General features: G+C 41.5%; 17 protein-coding genes. 1 reads left to right on the forward strand and 16 read right to left on the reverse strand.

Annotated features, from left to right (window positions below; translation table 11 throughout):
* Positions 1-14: 14 nt before the first annotated feature.
* The 16 genes from O3602_RS00960 to O3602_RS01035 form a co-directional block, all read right to left on the reverse strand.
* Positions 15-3044 (reverse strand): CocE/NonD family hydrolase, encoded by a 3030-nt coding sequence (locus O3602_RS00960; RefSeq protein WP_371610968.1) that lies wholly within the window; start codon positions 3042-3044, stop codon positions 15-17.
* Positions 3045-3163: 119 nt separating this feature from the next.
* Complete coding sequence (locus O3602_RS00965) at positions 3164-5149, reverse strand: peptide ABC transporter substrate-binding protein (protein ID WP_151378762.1); 1986 nt, start codon at positions 5147-5149, stop codon at positions 3164-3166.
* Positions 5150-5271: 122 nt separating this feature from the next.
* A complete protein-coding gene (locus O3602_RS00970; RefSeq protein WP_371610969.1) occupies positions 5272-6309 on the reverse strand; it encodes a M42 family metallopeptidase in 1038 nt (345 codons plus the stop codon).
* A gap of 225 nt (positions 6310-6534) precedes the next feature.
* The gene (locus O3602_RS00975) at positions 6535-6957 is read right to left on the reverse strand and encodes a hypothetical protein (protein WP_371610970.1); all 423 of its coding nucleotides are present in this window, start codon (positions 6955-6957) and stop codon (positions 6535-6537) included.
* Positions 6958-6968: 11 nt separating this feature from the next.
* Positions 6969-7391, reverse strand: a complete 423-nt coding sequence (locus O3602_RS00980; RefSeq protein ID WP_003011080.1) for a hypothetical protein — start codon at positions 7389-7391, stop codon at positions 6969-6971.
* Complete coding sequence (locus O3602_RS00985) at positions 7373-9463, reverse strand: hypothetical protein (RefSeq protein WP_003011221.1); 2091 nt, start codon at positions 9461-9463, stop codon at positions 7373-7375. The genes O3602_RS00980 and O3602_RS00985 overlap by 19 nt, the downstream gene beginning before the upstream one ends.
* A complete protein-coding gene (locus tag O3602_RS00990; protein WP_003011410.1) occupies positions 9460-9813 on the reverse strand; it encodes a DUF3958 family protein in 354 nt (117 codons plus the stop codon). Before O3602_RS00990 ends, O3602_RS00985 begins: the two co-directional genes overlap by 4 nt.
* 2 nt (positions 9814-9815) lie before the next feature.
* Complete coding sequence (locus tag O3602_RS00995; protein WP_003011317.1) at positions 9816-10163, reverse strand: TIGR04197 family type VII secretion effector; 348 nt, start codon at positions 10161-10163, stop codon at positions 9816-9818.
* Between the two features lie 225 nt (positions 10164-10388).
* Complete coding sequence (locus tag O3602_RS01000) at positions 10389-10766, reverse strand: hypothetical protein (RefSeq protein ID WP_037606286.1); 378 nt, start codon at positions 10764-10766, stop codon at positions 10389-10391.
* Positions 10767-10897: 131 nt separating this feature from the next.
* Complete coding sequence (locus tag O3602_RS01005) at positions 10898-11329, reverse strand: hypothetical protein (protein ID WP_003011031.1); 432 nt, start codon at positions 11327-11329, stop codon at positions 10898-10900.
* Positions 11330-11504: 175 nt separating this feature from the next.
* The gene (locus tag O3602_RS01010; RefSeq protein ID WP_003011169.1) at positions 11505-11834 is read right to left on the reverse strand and encodes a hypothetical protein; all 330 of its coding nucleotides are present in this window, start codon (positions 11832-11834) and stop codon (positions 11505-11507) included.
* A 133-nt stretch (positions 11835-11967) separates the two neighbouring features.
* On the reverse strand, positions 11968-12540 hold the full coding sequence (locus tag O3602_RS01015; RefSeq protein ID WP_371610971.1) for a DUF1307 domain-containing protein: 573 nt from the start codon (positions 12538-12540) through the stop codon (positions 11968-11970).
* Positions 12541-12667: 127 nt separating this feature from the next.
* A complete protein-coding gene (gene galE, locus O3602_RS01020; protein WP_049517998.1) occupies positions 12668-13666 on the reverse strand; it encodes a UDP-glucose 4-epimerase GalE in 999 nt (332 codons plus the stop codon).
* Between the two features lie 63 nt (positions 13667-13729).
* Entirely contained in the window at positions 13730-15196 is a 1467-nt protein-coding gene (galT, locus tag O3602_RS01025) for a UDP-glucose--hexose-1-phosphate uridylyltransferase (RefSeq protein ID WP_371610972.1), read from the reverse strand.
* A complete protein-coding gene (locus O3602_RS01030) occupies positions 15193-15852 on the reverse strand; it encodes an HAD family hydrolase (protein ID WP_371610973.1) in 660 nt (219 codons plus the stop codon). The genes galT and O3602_RS01030 overlap by 4 nt, the downstream gene beginning before the upstream one ends.
* 11 nt (positions 15853-15863) lie before the next feature.
* Complete coding sequence (locus O3602_RS01035; protein WP_003011443.1) at positions 15864-17030, reverse strand: galactokinase; 1167 nt, start codon at positions 17028-17030, stop codon at positions 15864-15866.
* 141 nt (positions 17031-17171) lie between these two features.
* On the opposite strand from O3602_RS01035, the gene O3602_RS01040 reads away from it, so the two are divergent.
* Entirely contained in the window at positions 17172-18173 is a 1002-nt protein-coding gene (locus O3602_RS01040) for a LacI family DNA-binding transcriptional regulator (RefSeq protein WP_371610974.1), read from the forward strand.
* The last annotated feature ends 15 nt before the right edge of the window (positions 18174-18188 follow it).

Consider the following 18188-nt stretch of genomic DNA (forward strand, 5'->3'; position numbering starts at 1 on the left):
GCTACGGGGAGTCCTTAGGCATCTTCTCTCTTTTTGCGCCAAAAGATAAGGCTTGAAGCTGTTAGGCTGATCACACCTAAGAGACCCAGAGCATGGTCTTTGCTGCCTGTTTGTGGAAGCATATGGTCTGCTTGTTCTCCTTCTACTGCAGGAGTCGCAACCTTACGAGCTTCTATCAATCCTTGTGAAACAAATTGAGGGCCATAGGATACTGCTAGGGCACGATGAGGTTGCTCTTGTGTAGCTGATCCTGTCTTCATCTCCTCTACCTTGTCAGGAGTATTTGGACTTGGTTGGACAAGGTGTTCTGGGCTTGGAAGCCTATATTCTTCCTTGTAGTGCACTTCTGGAGCGACTAGAGCAGCTCCTTCTATTTCTGGCAATTTCGCATAGTCAGTATCTGTTGCACTTGGTACATAGGCTGCCTTTTGAACGCGGGTCTTTTCGACAATTGGAATCGCAGCCTGGATAGAATCTGTCTTGAAGGTCACTTCATATGGATGCTCCACCGTTAAATCAGACGGGTCATAGGTGTTGAAAACCAGCGCTAACTTGTGACCTTTCTTAACTGTATAAAGATTTGGTTGGAGATAAACCGTGTAATCGTGGTATTCACCAACTTTTGGCTCGATGCTTGCGCGTGAGCTTGCTGAATCGTAGCCAGACTCAGGATTCGCAAGGTTGATCCAGCCTTTTGCGATCACCTTGTACTTGGTCTTGATGGTTTCGTATTCGGCAACAGATAGGTTGCTTAAATTGCTTCCCATCCAGAAACCGTCTGCTGTTTTATCTTGCTTGACGCTACCATTTCCTACCACGTCAAAGTCCTCATCTGCCACATCAACTAAGAGGGCGTTGATTTGGAAATTCTTTCCTTGACCCTTGGCAAGAGCTGCCTTGAAATGAACAGGGATGTGGCCCTTGATCGTAGTGTCCTCAGTAACATCAGAAACGAATGTCAGATTGGCCTTAGAGGAGGCTTTGCTGACTGTTTCATTACGGTTAGCGATCTCAACACCTGCAGCCGCATAATCACTAGAAATGGTTTCTTCTAAACGTTTCGAGCTTGCATTCAAGAAGAGACGTTGATTGCTCTTCCAGTTATCATAGCTTGCCCACTTGCTTGGATCATAGTTGTTTTGAGCTAGAACCGCTGGTAAGCTTTCGACGTGATTGTCCACACCGTAGAGGTAATGGGTCAGCCAGGTATTGAGCAGGTCATAAAAATCCTGACCATTGGCGGTGATGCCGTATCCCCGTGACATAGCCGCTGGGTAGACGTGATCTCCTTGGTGGAGATAGAGCTTGACATCTTGCCCTGCTTTCTTGAGAGCATCATACATGAGTTCAAAGTGTTTGGTCTTGACATTGTCATCATTCAAGCCATGGACGATCAGGGCGCTGGTCTTGAGATTTTCCGGATGAAGGGTATAATCCCGCTCCTTCCAGACATCACTGTAGTTACGATCATGGGCGTACTGGTCCTTGTTCAATTGATTGATGTAGTTAGAATAGTTTTGCCAAATCCCTGCCCAGTCGTCTTGGTCCAACATCCGTGTGCTAACGTAGAGGGAGAGCCATGAAAGGTCACTATAAGGTGCATTGCCAAATTGGGTTCCTTGGCTATTGAAATAATCATACCAAGAGGCAATTCCTGCTGCCGGAACGATGGTCTTCAATCCTTCTACGCCTGTCGCTGCCACACCAAAGGTCGTTGTTCCAGCCCAGGACAGACCCGTCATGGCGACATTGCCTGTAGCCCAGTCGGCCTTGATTTCAACATTGCTAGTCTTATCGGTGTAGGCCTTGCGTTTGCCATTGACCCATTCGATGATATTCTTGAAGGCATTGATTTCGAGATCAGACCCCGTCGTGTTAAATCCTTCTGATCCCTTGGTACCAAGTCCAGCGCTAGAGATAAAGGCATAGCCTCTGACCAAGAAATAGTCGTACCAGTTCAGATCTTCGTAGTCATAGATATACTCGTAGGGACTGTAGTAATACCAATCCGATGCCTTGGCTTTTTTCGCTGCTTCTACTGTTGTTTCACTGCTTACTGGCTGTCTCTTTGCAGGTTGACTGTGCAGTTTCTTCATATCGTAGCTACCGTCTGTTGGAAGCCCCAAACTTTCAAGAGTCACGTAGTTTTCGTCTAGTGTCCCCGCTACGTAAGGGCGCGCTTCGAGAATAGTGGCTGCCTTAAAATCGCCTTGCGCGACTGCTTTTGGTAATTGAACAATGGCTTTGACCAAGTCTGGCTTGCCATCTGCATCGGTGTCATAGTCCGTTTCGACATAGACTGGGAAACGTACAATTTGGCTGTCTTCATATTTGTAGTCTTGGTCTTCTTTTTTTCCCGTCGTATAAGGAAAAATAGGCTGGGCACGACCATTTAAAAAGAGCGGACTTTTCTTTTCAGCCCGGTAGGCATCGTAGAGTTTCTTAGCTGTTTCATACATCTTGGCCAATTCTGGCTGACTGACCTTACGGGTCAGATCTTCTGATTTTTCAATCAAGCCTAAACTCTTGGCAAAGCGTTCGCGATCTGCTTGGCTTTGGCCCAATTGGCTAGGATCTGTTGCTGCCCATTGAAGCAAGCCATTAACAGCATCTTGGACCGTCAACTCATTAGAGGCCTGATCCGCTGCAAGGGTGCTACCTGTGACCTTTGCCAAATCCTGACTTGTTGCCGAAGCTTCTGAAGTAGGAGCAGATTGAGGTGCAGCTTCCCTGTTGGTTGCTGCTGGAGTTGCTACTGGGACAGTCGGCTCACTTTGTCTTGTGTGTTCTTCTGTTGCAGGGGTTGCTTGATTGGCACCTGCCGTCCGATCCAGCGATGCCTCATTCGAGCTTGCAGCTTCTTCACTAGTGGCAGTACTTGTTTCACTTGTTGTCGGTCTTGCTTCAGTAGCTGGAGCATGGACCACTTCTGTCGATGGGGCTAACTCTTCCGTTTGCTCGTCTGCTGCCGCTACTTGATGCAAGACTATCGGTGCGATCAATAAACTTGATGCGACAATGGAAACCATTGTTTTCTTTTTCATGTCAATCTCCTCACTTTTTGTAATCAACACTCCTATTATACTATGTAAGCGTTTTTATATCAAGTTGATATTCAAATGATCCCACAAAAAACCGAGGCATCAGCCTCGGTTATCGATCCTTATTTGACGTGTTTCTTAAGATCTTCTTGTGCTTTTTTGTTTGACTCTGCTTGTTCTTTTTGCCATTTTTCAAGGGCTTTGTTGTAGTCAGCAGTTGTCACAGCTTTATCTTGGAGTTTCATTCCTTTGTAGATCACGTGGTCTTTTCCTTTACCACCAGTCCATGCAAATGGAGCTGAGAATGGTTCGATACGTGTCAAGAATGGACGTCCAGTTGATGAAGAAGTTGGGATAACAAGGGCACTATCTGTCAACCAAGCTTGCGCTGCCGCATATTTTTCGTAGCGTTTGTTGACGTCTTGTGATTCTGCACCAGCATCTTTGATCATCTTTTCAAAATCGTAAAGACCAACTTTTTTAGCTGCTTCATTGTTTTCACTTGGGTCAAATCCAAGGAAAGTCTTAGTATTTTCACCAGATGAAGCTTTCAAGATATCCATGTAAGTTGATGGATCTTGGTAGTCAGGGTTCCAACCAACATTATCAGAGAGATCCCAATCTTCGCCAGCCGCATTTGGCGCAAAGAGGGTCACATTTTGAAGGTCTTCTTTCGAAAGCATTTGGATATCGATGACGATATTTTCTTTACCAAGTGCTTCTTCAACTGATTGTTTGAAGGATTGTACCCGTTGAACTCTTGATGGTGTGGTTTGGTCTACAGGCATATCGATGTGAATTGGGAATTTCACACCTTCTGCTTCCAAGGCAGTCTTCGCTTTTGCAAACTCTTCCTTCGCTTTCTTAGCATCGAAAAGACCATTTTGACCATCGTCTAGTTTAGTAGATTTCCACTCATCTCCGTAGGTATCCAATTGAGTTTTCACCATTTCACCAAAGGTCTTGCCATCAGCTTGGACAAATGTTGGTGGAATGTAGAGGTTACGGATGATCTTGCTTGCTCCGTCTTTTCCGTTCAATTGAGCAGCATACGCTTCACGGTTGAAGGCAAAGCTGATCGCTTGACGGAAGTCCTTGTTCAAGAGAGCTTTCTTAGTAGATTGTTTTTCTTCATCGGTCTTCTTAGCAGTGTGTTTGTAAGATTGACGATCGATGTTGGTACCAATAACATAAGAAGCGGCGTCTTGAGGAGTGTAGGTGATTTCATCTTTGAATTCTTTAGCTTGCTCTGAGTAACCAGATCCAGTTGGGAAGAGTTTTGCCAAGCTAAGAGCATTTTCTCCGAATGATTTGGCCAATTTACTTTGGTCTTGTCCATCGTAGAATTCCAATTTCACATCTGAGATGTAGACCTTGTCTTTATCCCAGTAGTTTTCATTCTTGGTCATTTCGATAGAAGATTTCGAAGTAAAGCTCTTCAAGATGTAAGGACCATTGTAAAGAAGGGAGCTAGTATCACTTGCTTGAGCGAATTTATCCCCTTTTGATTTCACGAATTTTTCGTTGACAGGGAAAGTGATCCCAAGAGTCAATTTAGAGTTCCAGTAAGATTCTGGTTGGTTCAAAGTGATTTGAAGGGTATGATCATCAACTGCTTTTACTCCTACAGCTGAGAAATCTTTATTTTTACCACTGACGTAGTCATTCAAGCCTTTGATAGAATCTTGGATGATGTAGAGCATTTCTGATTTGTTATCAGCCGCATATTTGATCCCTGTGACGAAATCTTTAGCTGTTACATCCGCATACTCTTCGCCTTCTGAATCATACCATTTAGCATCATCACGAAGTTTATAAGTATAAGTCAAGCCATCTTGCGAAACTGTCCAATCTTTTGCAAGAGATGGAATCAAGTTCCCGTATTTATCATTTTCAAACAAACCATCAATCAAGTTTCCTGTGATATCGTGGGTTGCTGCTTTACCAGATGTGATATAGTTTAGGTTTTCTGGCTCAGTCTCATAGACATATGAGAATTTTTGACCGTTGCTTGAGCTAGATGATTTAGAACCACCCGAACAAGCTGCTAGGATACCTGCTGAAAGGAGGGCAACTCCCGCAAGTGCAATGACATTTCTTTTTTTCATGTAAAACTCCTTAAGAAATTTTAAGTTTATTTTAAGATTATACCACAAAGATTTTCAGAAGAAAAGGAATTTTCAGAAAATTTTAGTTTATGAAAAAACTACTCCGGAGAGTAGTTCCATTTTTACTCTACCAAGTCACTCTTGAGGTAGGCATCGACCATGCGCTCTGTTGCGACTACAGAATCCAAGTGAGTCCGCTCATATGAGTGGCTAGATTCGATCCCTGCTCCGAGAAGGGCATGCTTGACTTCTGCTCCTGCGCTCATGGCTGCAGAAGCATCTGATCCATAGAAAGGATAGATATCCAACTTATAAGGGATTTCTTGGGCTTTTGCCAAGGCTACTAGATGCTGACGGAATTCGTAGTGATACGGTCCAGAAGCGTCTTTGACACAGATGGATACCGTGTATTCATCCGTCGCTTGGTCATCTCCCATAGCTCCCATGTCCACTGCCAAGTATTCGACCACTTCAGCTGGAATACTAGAATTAGCCCCATGCCCCACTTCTTCAAAGACTGAAAAGGCAAAGGTGGTCGTTACTGGCAATTGGATCTGTTCTTCCTTGTACACGCGCAGAAGATTCAAGAGAATCGCCGCACTCACCTTGTCATCTAAGTGACGAGATTTAATAAAGCCAGTATCTGTCACAATGGTCCGGGGATCAAAGCTGACAAAATCACCCACTTCAATGCCAAGGGCACGGGTTTCTTTTTCATTGGTTACTTTTTCGTCCAGACGGACTTCCATATTGTCCTGGGTCCGCTCGACAGTCCCCGCATCCTTGTAGACATGGCAAGAAGTCTGATGGACCAAAATCGTACCCGAGTGGTTTTTTCCTGTATTGGCTACATGGACTGTACAGTTTTCCCCTTCAATCATATTCCAAGGGAAACCACCGATTCGGTCTAGCTTGAGGCGGCCATCTGCTTTCACAGCGCGGACAATAGCTCCCAAGGTATCCACATGGGCTGTGACGTAACGTTGTTTGTCTGTGATCACACCAGGAACGGTCACATTCACCCCACCCTTAGCAGTCCGAGTTACTTCGTACCCAAAGCCTTCAATGGTGTTGACTAAGTAATCTGCAATCTCACGTGTATAACCGGTCGGTGAAGGAATGGCTGTCAATTCCTGCAAATAAGTCACTGTCTGATTCATAATGCCTCCAAATGTGTTTTTCTTTATTCTAGCATGAAATAGGTGGAATAGCTAGAGGAGAGGTTACAGGGTAGAGTTTTTGAACTCTTCTCACACTTGCATTAAGAGAAGGCCAGAGTTCTATTTATATTTTCAACACATTTTGGGAGAGATTCATCTAGTGCACCTAAAGTAAAAAAAGAAACTTGTCCACAACTAACGGTGTCTAAACAAGTTCCACGCAGGCTATTTCAATGGTGATACATAATCATCTGGAAGCTTGCCTCTCCAGTCAATCCATTTCTGTTCAGCAAGTGGAATTAATCTTTCAAGCTCTTCCTGAGTAAATAATTCCCAACTCTTAGGACTAGCTATTAAAGGAGTTAAGCCTTTTAATACAAATCGTTTCTCACTAGCCCTCTTTTCTTCTTCTGTCGGTGGCCAACAGTCATTCTGAACTTTCCAGGAAACTTCTTGGAGCGTTCTATCTCCACTCTCTAATAGAGCAAATAATTCTTGTGGGAGTTCATAGATTACTAACCAAGAAGCTACGGTGCCTTCTTCTAAAACTAAATAATATTTGTCCTCATTTTTCCAAATGGATTTTCCATATCCTTCAATTTCCTCAAATTGAATAACATCTTCCCATTCTAGTTTTGTTGGTTTCATTTATATCTTCCTTACTTAAGTGGTGATACATAATCATCTGGAAGTTCTCCTTCAGATTCAATCCACTGCTTCTCAGCAATCGGAATCAACTCTTCAAGTTCTTCCTTAGAAAAAAGTTTCCTATTTTTAGGGACATCTATCAAAGAAGCTGGATGTTTGCTTATAAATTTTCTTCTAGATTCTCTTCTCTCTTCTTCCGTTGGTGGCCAACGATCGTTCTGAAGTTTACTTAATACTTCTAACTCCGTTCTGTCCCCACTTTCTAATAAGGCAAATAACTCGTTTGGTAATTCATAAACAACACGCTGAGGGGCGATTCCTCCTTCCTCAGTAACGTAATAAAGAGTATTGCCATCTCTCCAAATGTGCTGACCATAACCTTTTACTTCTTCGAACTGGATAACATCTTCCCAGCCTAATTTACTATGTTCCATGTATGTTCTCCTCTCTTGGTACTAATATCTTCCATAACACCTTCTGGAATATCTCCTGGGAAAGTTCGTCCGGTTGGTCTCCACCAGTCATTGGCTCCAACTTCATTCCCGCTTGGTATTGAAATCCCTTTTTTCGCTACTACTTCTGGAGTGACATCCAAACGATAAAGTGGACCGTCTCCTAAATAACCTTCATCAAATCCTAATATAATTTCATAAAGACGATTATCTCCATTGGCAACCTTTTCAATGATATCTGCATGTTCTTTACTCAACCAGAAACTTGTTCCATCCTTACCTCCAACAATACCTCCATTCCAACTTTCGCTTGGTTGAAATTTTTGGAATCTGGATGCCCCATTCTTAAATTGTTGGTTATGCATTTTTAAATAAGTTGAATTATAAATATCTTCAGGGTTTGGTCTGTCCCCTTTATTTATTTCAAGTATTTCTTTTGGTGTTACTCCATTTTTATACTTAACCTTCGGTGAGTCCTTAGAAATATTAAAAATTAATTCCCTTTCTTCAGGAGTTAATTTGTCAAAGACTTTCTCTAGATATCTTTCTCGAGTTGCAAAATCTTTAAAACCTGAACTCTTCCTTGCAAGCTTACTTTCTTCTATATTTCGTAAAATGCGTTCACGATCATAGGTTTTTGCTGGTTCTGATATAGTTTTAACATTGGCTTCTACCTTAGGGTTTACCTCAGGAATTACTGGTTTCCTATTGAAGAATGGAACCTTCCCTTTTACTTTACTAAATACGTCCGAGAACGTTGTATAGGGTTTATTGTAATACTGATTGTATCCAACATAAGAGGTATACAGGGAGCTTGCCAGTTGCAAGCTCTCAGTAAAAGCCCTCACCTTCTTGATATCTTTTGCCCGATTGATTTCTTCCTGTGTAGCTGGTTTGCCTGTAAAAGGATTAATTCCTTCTTCAATTATATAATAATCATATTTAGTTTGAAAGGCGGGATCTCGCCAACTGAGCATTTTTTGACTATCTAAAAGGAAATAGCGGTCTAGTAGGTAATGATCATTAGCTCGATCTGTTTCAGATTTAAATAGTTGTGCATAGGGATTCACATAAGCCATGGAGATCAATGTTTTAAGTTCTGGGTAGGCCTCTTCTAACGCTTCTTGATCCATTGCATCGATACGTTTCTTAAATTTCGGGTCCACCTTGGCTAATTCTGAAGGCAATAATCCTAAGTGATCATCCTTCACTTCATTATACCGCTTCCATAACAATTTGAGATCATTCATATCCCATTTTGCAAGGATCGTATCACCTTGCCCCATATTCGTAAACCTTTTATAGGCTTTAATCACATCTCCGTATTCTTCCTCTAGTTCTGCACGTGACATTTTTGAGAGTTTGTCTTCAAACGTTTCAACCTTCGGATTCTTCACTTTGTTCAGGACTGCTTGTCGTTTTTGCCATCCTAAAGAGATTGTTTGCTTCCACGATAGATCAGTTCCACTACTTGGTGGCAAGTAAGTTCCACTAGCAGCATCCCATGATTGTGCAGCTTGGGCAAAACCATTTTGAACGGCCAATAAATACCGCTCTGAATTTAAAAAGATAGTTGGAGAGACTGCATTAAAAGTAAGCAGACTAATTAATATTTTCTGTAATTTTTGTTTTACTCCCTCTAATACGGCTATAGATACCGAAAGATTTAGAAAAGCTGAAATCTTATTATTCGATTTTGTTTCCATTAACTGTCGTAGGCTGGAAATCTTTTGATCTGCTTCCCTAATTTTTTCCTCTAAATCCACTTGACGCCAACTTTTACTATCTACGTCAGAGGTATATTGACTGACAAATTTTTGACACTCCTCCGCCAGTGATTCTTGGTATAAGACAATTCCTTGAATTAATGGAATTACAGTACTTGTAATATGCGCCTTTGCTGAGTCGTAAGCATGCCCTTTTAACTCTTCTTCAGCGACAAAATTTTCAAGAACTTTAATCAATTCAATATTCTGTTGCACGCACTGGGCGGATATACTAGATAAACTAATTGCCTGATTTCTGGCGGATTCTAGATACATATCTATACTCATGTGATTTCCTCCGTCACTAATCGTCTTTTTTCTTGATGAATCGAATCTAACTTCATTTCAATAGATTTATGTTCTTTCTGAAGTTTTTCTAATTCTTCATCCAGACTGTATTCCATTATTCTCACTTGATGCTGGAATTCTAACTGGTCATTCATCATTTGAATTTGATATCTACTACCTTCGAAAAGAAAATCTAGATCATTTAACCAATGTGAATCATTCAACAGCTGATCCATTACTTCCATTTTCTTCGAATCTAATTTTTCTATCCGCTGATATAAGTCCCACTCCTTCTCTGAAAGTTGTCGTTCTTTCTCATGGAGCTTATTCCATGTATCTTCTGCACTCATATCTAATCCTCTAATACATCTAAGTATTTTGATTTCGTTTCATTTGAGAATGATGGCTTAGACTGAATGGTATTCAAAATATTTAAATTTTGACGAATCATGGCGTCCTTATCTTCAAATTGCTCAGCTAAGCTATGGATATTTTGAATCATATTCACAATATGATTCGATAATTGAGCCTGAAGAGTCTCAAATTGACTAATACCATTTTTAGCACTAATATTACCAGCAACTGTCGTTTGCTCATCTCTTTGAACTGTTATAGCTGGATGATTATTGGCAGATCCTATTGCAGTAGCATGCTGAGCAGCCACCGAAAGATCACTTTTTACTGTGTATTTATCTCCCATTCATTTCTCCTTTAAATTTTTTCATATTATAACATCTTTCTCCGCTAGAAAAAAGCCTAGTTAGTGGTATTCCCAGCTCATTCACGCACATAAAAACCTCAAGCCAACTGACTTGAGGTTTCTTCTTATCGATCATTGTAGCCATTAGGGTGGTATTCATACCAAACCTAGGGTGTTAAGTGGAATAGCTAGAGGAGAGAAGGTTACAGCGTGAGTTTTACAACATTAATCCTCTAAAGTCACTGGAAAAATTTCTTCCCCTCTTTTCATTCTTTCTTCCATTTCTTTCCACTCAATAACTAATTTATATAGTTCATCAGTTGAGATAAAGCAATGTTCTCCAAGACTTTCATCATCCATTTGATAGTATACTTCTGTTTCTTCTTTACCTATATCAGTATTGAGCATATTACCGCCAAAGTCTGATTCTTCTTTTTGACCTGTTACAACTGCTTCCAATTCTTTATAAACATGAGGGTAAAAATTATGAACCTCAATGATAAAAAAATCACCTAAAGTTTGATAGTTTTCATCCAAAAATTTTATTGATAACCTAATATCACCATCAGGGTATTTAAATATTCCATATTCTCTTTTTAACATTCATAAGCCTTCCCATTCAAATTTTGTTGATTTCATTTTATACCTCTTTTACTTAAGTGGTGATACATAATCATCTGGAAGTTTGCTTCTTCAATCAATCCACATTTACTCAGCAATCGAAATTATACGAATTATTCATTCTCTATTTTGTACCATGAAGTATATAATGGACTGATCTTTTCAAATAATTCCATTTCATATCTATATCTATTCACTTGGGCTTTCTCAACTAATTGACTAACTTTTTCAAATTCATTATTTTTGATCAATTTATCAATTAAGTCTACATCCTTTTTATAAATGGTATGTGAGGAAATATTTTTAATGATTATCTTTAAAATTTGATATGTTACCTCATTATCATCTAATTTAGAAATCTCAGATGTTATTTTTCCTCGTTCAGTAAAAACTAGACTATATCTTCCATTTCCATCCTCAATTACAGAAATTCCTTCTAGAAAGTAGGGAGGTTGTTCGGAAAAATAAATTCCAAATTCATCTAATTTTAAATTTCCAATTTTTGCAACTTCGGATTCAATTTTGTTTTTTAATTTTATTAGCATTTTATTATTCCTATTTCAATCTAAGTAAAAAATTACCTTTGTATGCCAGTTATTCTGGAGTAACATCCAAATGATAAAGTGGACCATCTCCTAAGTCCCCCTCATCAAGTATTCTTTTAGATTCATATACAATTAATTGAATTGACTTTCCTGTTGCTTGAAATAATCTATTCTCTCACCATTCATTCTCGTGATAAAATTTATCAACTAATTCCCAATCATAATCAGAAATAGCTGAATGATTATCAACTTTCCTTACGTCAATTCCTAATTTTCTTAATACAGCTAAAGACATATGGCCCAAACAAATTGGACCTAAAACTGAATCATTGACAGACAGTCTGACAGAAATTTCTATTAATTTATCAATAACGTTAATATCATTGATCTTACGGTTAACAATTTCTTTGATAATATGGTAAGAAATTATAGGATTTAAATCTATGTTATTGATTAAGTCCTCATTTTGATATGTTTTATCTTCAATTTTTTTAAGAATATTCACCCTATACTCCTGCTATCATAATGACGTGTTCATCCATTTCACTATTTTCCTTAAATCCTATTCTACCAAAATATGCCCATGAATTCATACTAAAACAAAAAAGAGCAGCAAACTGAACTGCTCTCCATTTGGTTTATTTTTCGACCATACCGCCCTTGATAAGACTGTCTTTCGTTACTGAATAACTGACTGTTTTGTCATCTAGGGGATTAAATCCTGGTACGATTTCTTTTAATTTATTAAAATCGATTTTTGTGTAATCAATGGTATTGCGGATATAAAAGATTCCGTCTTTGTATTCTGATGTTAGTTCAAATCCATGTCCCATCAGATCTTTGAATTTTTCTTGGCTCTTGGCAACGGCTTCTTTCATGGTTTCAAGAGGGTTCTCACCAGGCACTTTTGAGACGTCGTAATCATCAACTTTTTCTTGTACTAACAAGGTATCTCCCTTGTAATACAAGGTGATAGTTGACTTACCAGCTTCATCACTCGTTTCGAGAACAGTTTTTTGAGCACCTGCTAGTGCATCTTCTTTTTTGCTTTCATCAGTTGATGACTCTTTTGTCTTTTCTTTAACGGATGATTTGCTTGTCGCTTTAGTAGACGATGGACTAGTAGATTTTGTACTCTCTTTCTGTGCGCAACCAGCTAAAAGAAGACCAGCTGTCAAGAAGACGGCTAACATTTTTGTGGTTTTATTCATTTTGAATACCTCACTTTTTATGATGGTTAGGGAAATGACTGACGTCTGAAACGAGTCATTTGGCAAGATCAACTGTCGTTTTAGATGTTATTAGAAAAGTCTCAAAAATGATGTTCGCAGTTCCTCCTTATCGATCATTGTAGCCATCTGGGTGGCTGGAATGCCAAGCCCAGGCTGTTTGGATAATGGTTTCGATATTGTCAAATTTTGGTTGCCAGCCGAGGATGGCACGCGCCTTCTCAGATGATGCAATCAAGGTATCTGGATCTCCTGGTCTGCGATCAGCCAGCTCAAGTGGGATCGGATGTCCCGTCACCTTGCGAGCTGCTTCAACGATTTGAAGATTGGAGAATCCAGTCGATGAGCCCAGATTAAAGGCAGTCGATGGATTGCCATTACGCAGATACTCCACTGCTAAAAGATGGGCATCTGCCAAATCAAATGGATGGACGTAGTCCCGAACATTGGTCCCATCTGGTGTCTTGTAGTCGTCCCCAAAAATGGAGATCTTCTCGCGTTTGCCTTGGGCCACTTGCAAGACGATCGGCAAGAGATGGGTCTCTGGTCCATGGTCTTCTCCGATGGATCCATCTGGCTTAGCACCCGCTACATTAAAGTAACGAAGGGGCACATACTTGATGCCGTAGGCTTGATCGGCCCAGCGCATGATGGTTTCCATCATGAGCTTACTTTCGCCATAGGGATTAATCGGTTTTTGTGGAGTGGTTTCAAGAATCGGAATTTCTTCTGGAATACCGTAGGTAGCAGCAGTTGAAGAAAAGACGATGTAGTGCACCCCACATTCATGCATGACTTCCAAGAGTTTGACCATGCCAGCTGTATTGTTGTCAAAATATTTCAATGGATCGGCCATAGACTCAGCGACCAGTGAGTAGGCAGCAAAGTGGATGACCGCATCGATATCGGCATGTTCCTTAAACACAGTGCGCATAAAGTCTTGATCTGCCAGGTCTCCTTGGTAAAAGACGGCATCTGGATGCACCGCTGCACGGTGGCCTGTGACTAAGCTATCGACCACGACGACTTTTTCCTGTCCTTCATTGACCAAGCGGTCCACCATGTGGGAACCGATATAGCCAGCTCCTCCGAGTACGAGTATTGCCATTTGTTTTCCTTTCGCTTCTTGTCTTCTCTCTTATTGTACCAAATTTCTGCCGCTTCTCCACACTTAAAGTGTCGCAACAAAGCGTCTAAAGGCCGCTTGTCCTTCTGCTGTTCGCTTGTAGACTCCAGCATCTTCCAGCACGCGCGCAAAGATCTGGCCGACTGATTCACGTACAAGGGCCTCTGCTTCTTCTGTGATAGCTGGGTGAGCGGCTTTCAAATCATCTGCCCAAGGCTGGTGGTAGATTGCCACTGTGCTCTCACGTCCAAGCAAATAGTCCTGAACCTGCTTGAGCTCTTCCTTGAGGCGAGGTGGCAAAATGGCCAAGCCCATGACTTCGATCAGGCCGATATTTTCTTTTTTAATGTGTTGCACATCTGCATGTGGGTGATAGATACCGTCTGGATTCTCTGGTGAGGTTTGGTTGTCACGGAGCACCAAGTCCAGTTCATAATGCCCATCACGAATCCGTGCAATGGGGGTAATGGTATGGTGGGGCTGACCATCGGATGCTGCTAAGACTTGAACGGCTGGATCCGAGTAGCCTCGCCAGGCTGTGAGGATATGGTCTGCCAGGGCAATCAATTGCGCCTTGTCATCTGATTGCAACCGGAGAACCGACATGGGCCAGTTAACAATTCCTAGCGATACAGCCTCAAATCCCTCAACGCTAAAGCTTTCCTCAACAGGAGCTAACTCCATAGGGAAGGTGTGGCGTCCCCCTTGGTAATGGTCATGAGTCAGGATGGATCCCCCTACAATGGGCAGGTCTGCATTAGACCCTGCAAAATAGCCTGGAAAAGTCTCGACAATGGTCAAGAGTCGCTCAAAGGTCTTGCGACTAATGGCCATAGGAACATGCTGGCTATCGAGGAAAATGCAGTGTTCATTGAAGTAGGCATAAGGGGAATACTGAAAGCCCCAGTCATGACCGTCCATGTCAAAACGGATAATCCGATGATTGGCCCGGGCTGGATGGTCTAGGCGACCTTGATAGCCTTCATTTTCAAAGCACAATTGGCAGGCTGGATAATGACTGGCTTTGGCAAGCTTGGCCGCTGCAATGTCTTTAGGATCTTTTTCAGGTTTTGACAGATTGATGGTGATTTCAAGAGAGCCGTAGGGAGTCTCTGCTTCAAAGGCAATATTTTGCGCAATCGCTTTGACCTTGATGTAATCATTGCGCTTAGAAAGGGCATAGAAATCCGCAATCGCGTCTTCTTTGGACTGGCGGTAAGTCTCCCAGAAACGATGGTTGACCTGACTAGGGCTAGGGGTGATCCAATCCATCAACTCCGCACCCAAGCTGTCTTTTGCCGCCATGCTGTCTTGGATCTTATTATTCGCAACCGCAATCTCCACCAGTTGATCTTTTAGTGCAATCAAGTCTGCCATATGAGCTGGAGCGTCTAGTCCTTCTTCTCCGACGCGACTCATAACGCGATTTTTTAGATAAATCCGATCCATCTCTTCGTAGTCACTGGCCTTAATGACGGCTGTAACAAATGCATCCAAAATTCCCTGACTCATTGATTCTCCTTCTTACTTTCTAAATAGTCTCTGACAGCATCCAAATCCTGAAAAACTTGTTCTGTTTTATTTAAGAAAGACTGTGCTGGGCATTTTAAGTCTGGAATACAAATAACTGGTATCCCAGCTCTATAGGCTGCTTCAATCCCTGCTTCACTGTCCTCTAATACTAAGCAATTCTCTGGTAAAACATTCAAATCACTACAGGCCTTTAAAAATATATCAGGGTAAGGTTTGCTTCGCTTGACATCTTTTGCAAAAACTAGATGGTCAAATAGGGACAGTATACCATTACTATCCAAAATCATTCTAGCCCGAGATTCAATACTTGAAGTTGCTAGGGCGATTGGAATACCTTCTCTTTTCAAAAAACTAAGCAAATTTTTAGCACCTTTTTTTAAATTGACACCTTGAGCTAAGATTCGAGCTTCCAGTTCATAAACTTTTTCCAAGGTTTGGTCAAAGTTCCAAGGTAAATCATAGGTATCTAAAAATCGTTGAACATTCTCCTCTTCCCTATGTCCACTGTAGTCTCTAGAATATGTTTCTTCTATGAAAGGAATTCCAAAATCTTTAAGCAATTCTTGATAAACTTTTAGAGAAATGATCTCAGTATCAGCTAATAAGCCATCTAAATCAAATATTACAGCTTCCATTTACCTCTCTCCTAATCTAAAACGCGACTGCCCCCTGCTACTTCAGCAATATAAAAACTTGGCGCATAGCCAACGATTTCCTCATAGCGTTTGCCGACAGCTTCCTCAAAAGCCTCAACCTTATCTTTGTTGACAAGGGCGATGGCGCAACCACCAAAGCCTGCTCCCGTCATACGAGCACCAAGCACTCCTTCTTGTTCCCAGGCTGTATGCACCAAGGTATCCAATTCTTGACCAGTCACTTGGTAGTCATGCTCCAAAGATACGTGGGAAGCATTCATGAGACGGCCAAAACCTTCCAAATCACCTGCTTCAAGTGCCCTGCGTGCTTGGAGGGTCCGTTGGTTTTCAAGTACAGCATGGCGAGCTCGTTTGATGCGATTTTCATCCTTGATCAAGTAGCTGTAAGCATCAAAAGTCCAGAGGTCCAATTCCCCTAAGGTTTGGATGTCTAGTTTTTCTTGGAGTTCAGAGACGGCGGTTTCACATTCCGCACGACGTTCATTGTATTTGGAATCCGCTAATTCCCGGCGTTTGTTGGTATTCATGATGACCACGACATTGTCTTTAAGGTCGAGCGGTACCAGATCATATTCTAGGGTGTTGGTATCGAGATAAATAGCCCGTTGATCAGCCCCCATACCGATGGCAAATTGGTCCATGATACCAGAATTAACCCCGATGAAGTGATTTTCGGTTTGTTTGCCGATCTTAACCAGATCTAAGCGGTCTAACTGAAGATCAAATAGTTTCTCAGCGATGACGCCAATCAAGAGCTCTAAGGAAGCTGAAGAAGAGAGGCCTGATCCATTAGGAATATTACCGTAGACATAGACGTCCATGCCTCTATCAATGACATGTCCCGCTTCTTGCAAGAAATGAAGCACACCTTTTGGATAGTTGGTCCAGTTGTGCTCTTTTTCAAAACGAAGATGATCCAGTGGGACTTCAATGATCCCTTTGTCTTCAAAATTCCCTGAGAAGAAACGCAAGACCTTATCCTCACGTTTTCTTGCAGCCCCGTAGGTACCAAGCGTAATGGCTGCTGGGAAGACATGCCCTCCGTTGTAGTCTGTGTGTTCACCGATCAAATTAATCCGTCCTGGTGAAAAGAAGGTATGATCTGCTTCTGCTCCAAAGACTGTTTGAAAAGCTTCCCGAAGTTCTTGAGTATTCATTGAGATTACCTCACTTATATAGTTATTTACCACTAGTGTAACCTCTTTCATGCAACAAATCAATTATTTTACTAAAGTTTTAGTAAAATTCGCTAATATGACGAAACCTATGATATACTAGAAGAAAGAAGGAGAAAACGAATGGCCACATTAAAGGATATTGCTAACCTCGCAGACGTATCCATCGCCACTGTCTCTCGTGTTCTGAACCAAGATGCCAGTCTTTCTGTAACGGAGGAAACCCGCCACAGAATTTTGACTGTTGCTGACGAACTAGGCTACACCAGACATCAGAAAAGTGGGAACTTTAAAAAAGAAAAACAGCAAATTGTCATCATCCAATGGAAAAGTGAAGAGGGAGAGCTGGACGACCTCTACTATTACAACATCCGCTTAGGCATTGAAAAAAGAGCACAGGATCTCGACTATGGGATTCTCCGCTATTTCAATGATATTCCTTTTCGATTAGGTGAGGAAGTTATTGGGATCCTTTGTATCGGAAAGTTTAGTAGGGTTCAGATTGTCGAGTTAGAAAGGCTAGACAAACCTCTGGTTTTTGTCGATAGTAATACCCTTAACCAAGGCCACCCTTGCGTCGCGACTGAATTTGAAAATGCTGTACAGACTGCTCTTTCCTATTTACGAAAACAAGGCTGTCAAACAATTGGGCTCCTAAGCGGTGAGGAAAAAACAACTGACCTATTGGAAAGTATTCCCGATCCTCGGCGACGAGCCTATCGAAACTATTGTATTGAAAGAAGTATTTATCACCCTGAACTCATCCTCACTGGAAATTTTACAGCTCAATCAGGCTATGACCTCATTTCCTCTAAGCTTCAGTCTGGCTTACCCTTACCTGATGCCTATTTTGCTGCGAGTGATAGTTTAGCCATTGGGGCTCTCCGGGCTTTTCAAGAGGCTGGCATTAAGGTCCCTGATGATATCCAACTCATTTCCTTTAATGATACCAGTTTAGCCAAGCAAGTCTTTCCTCCCCTCTCGACCATCACCGTTTTTACAGAAGAAATGGGACGAACCGCAATGGATGTCCTAAATAAACAAGTCCTATCTCCGAGAGAAATACCAACCCTCACTATGCTAGGAACCAAGCTAACTATTAGAGAAAGTACGAAGAATGGATGATCCTCCATCCTTTCC

Origin of the sequence: Streptococcus sp. 27098_8_186 (genome assembly GCF_041432055.1) — a bacterium.
Taxonomy (GTDB): Bacteria; Bacillota; Bacilli; order Lactobacillales; family Streptococcaceae; genus Streptococcus; species Streptococcus dentalis.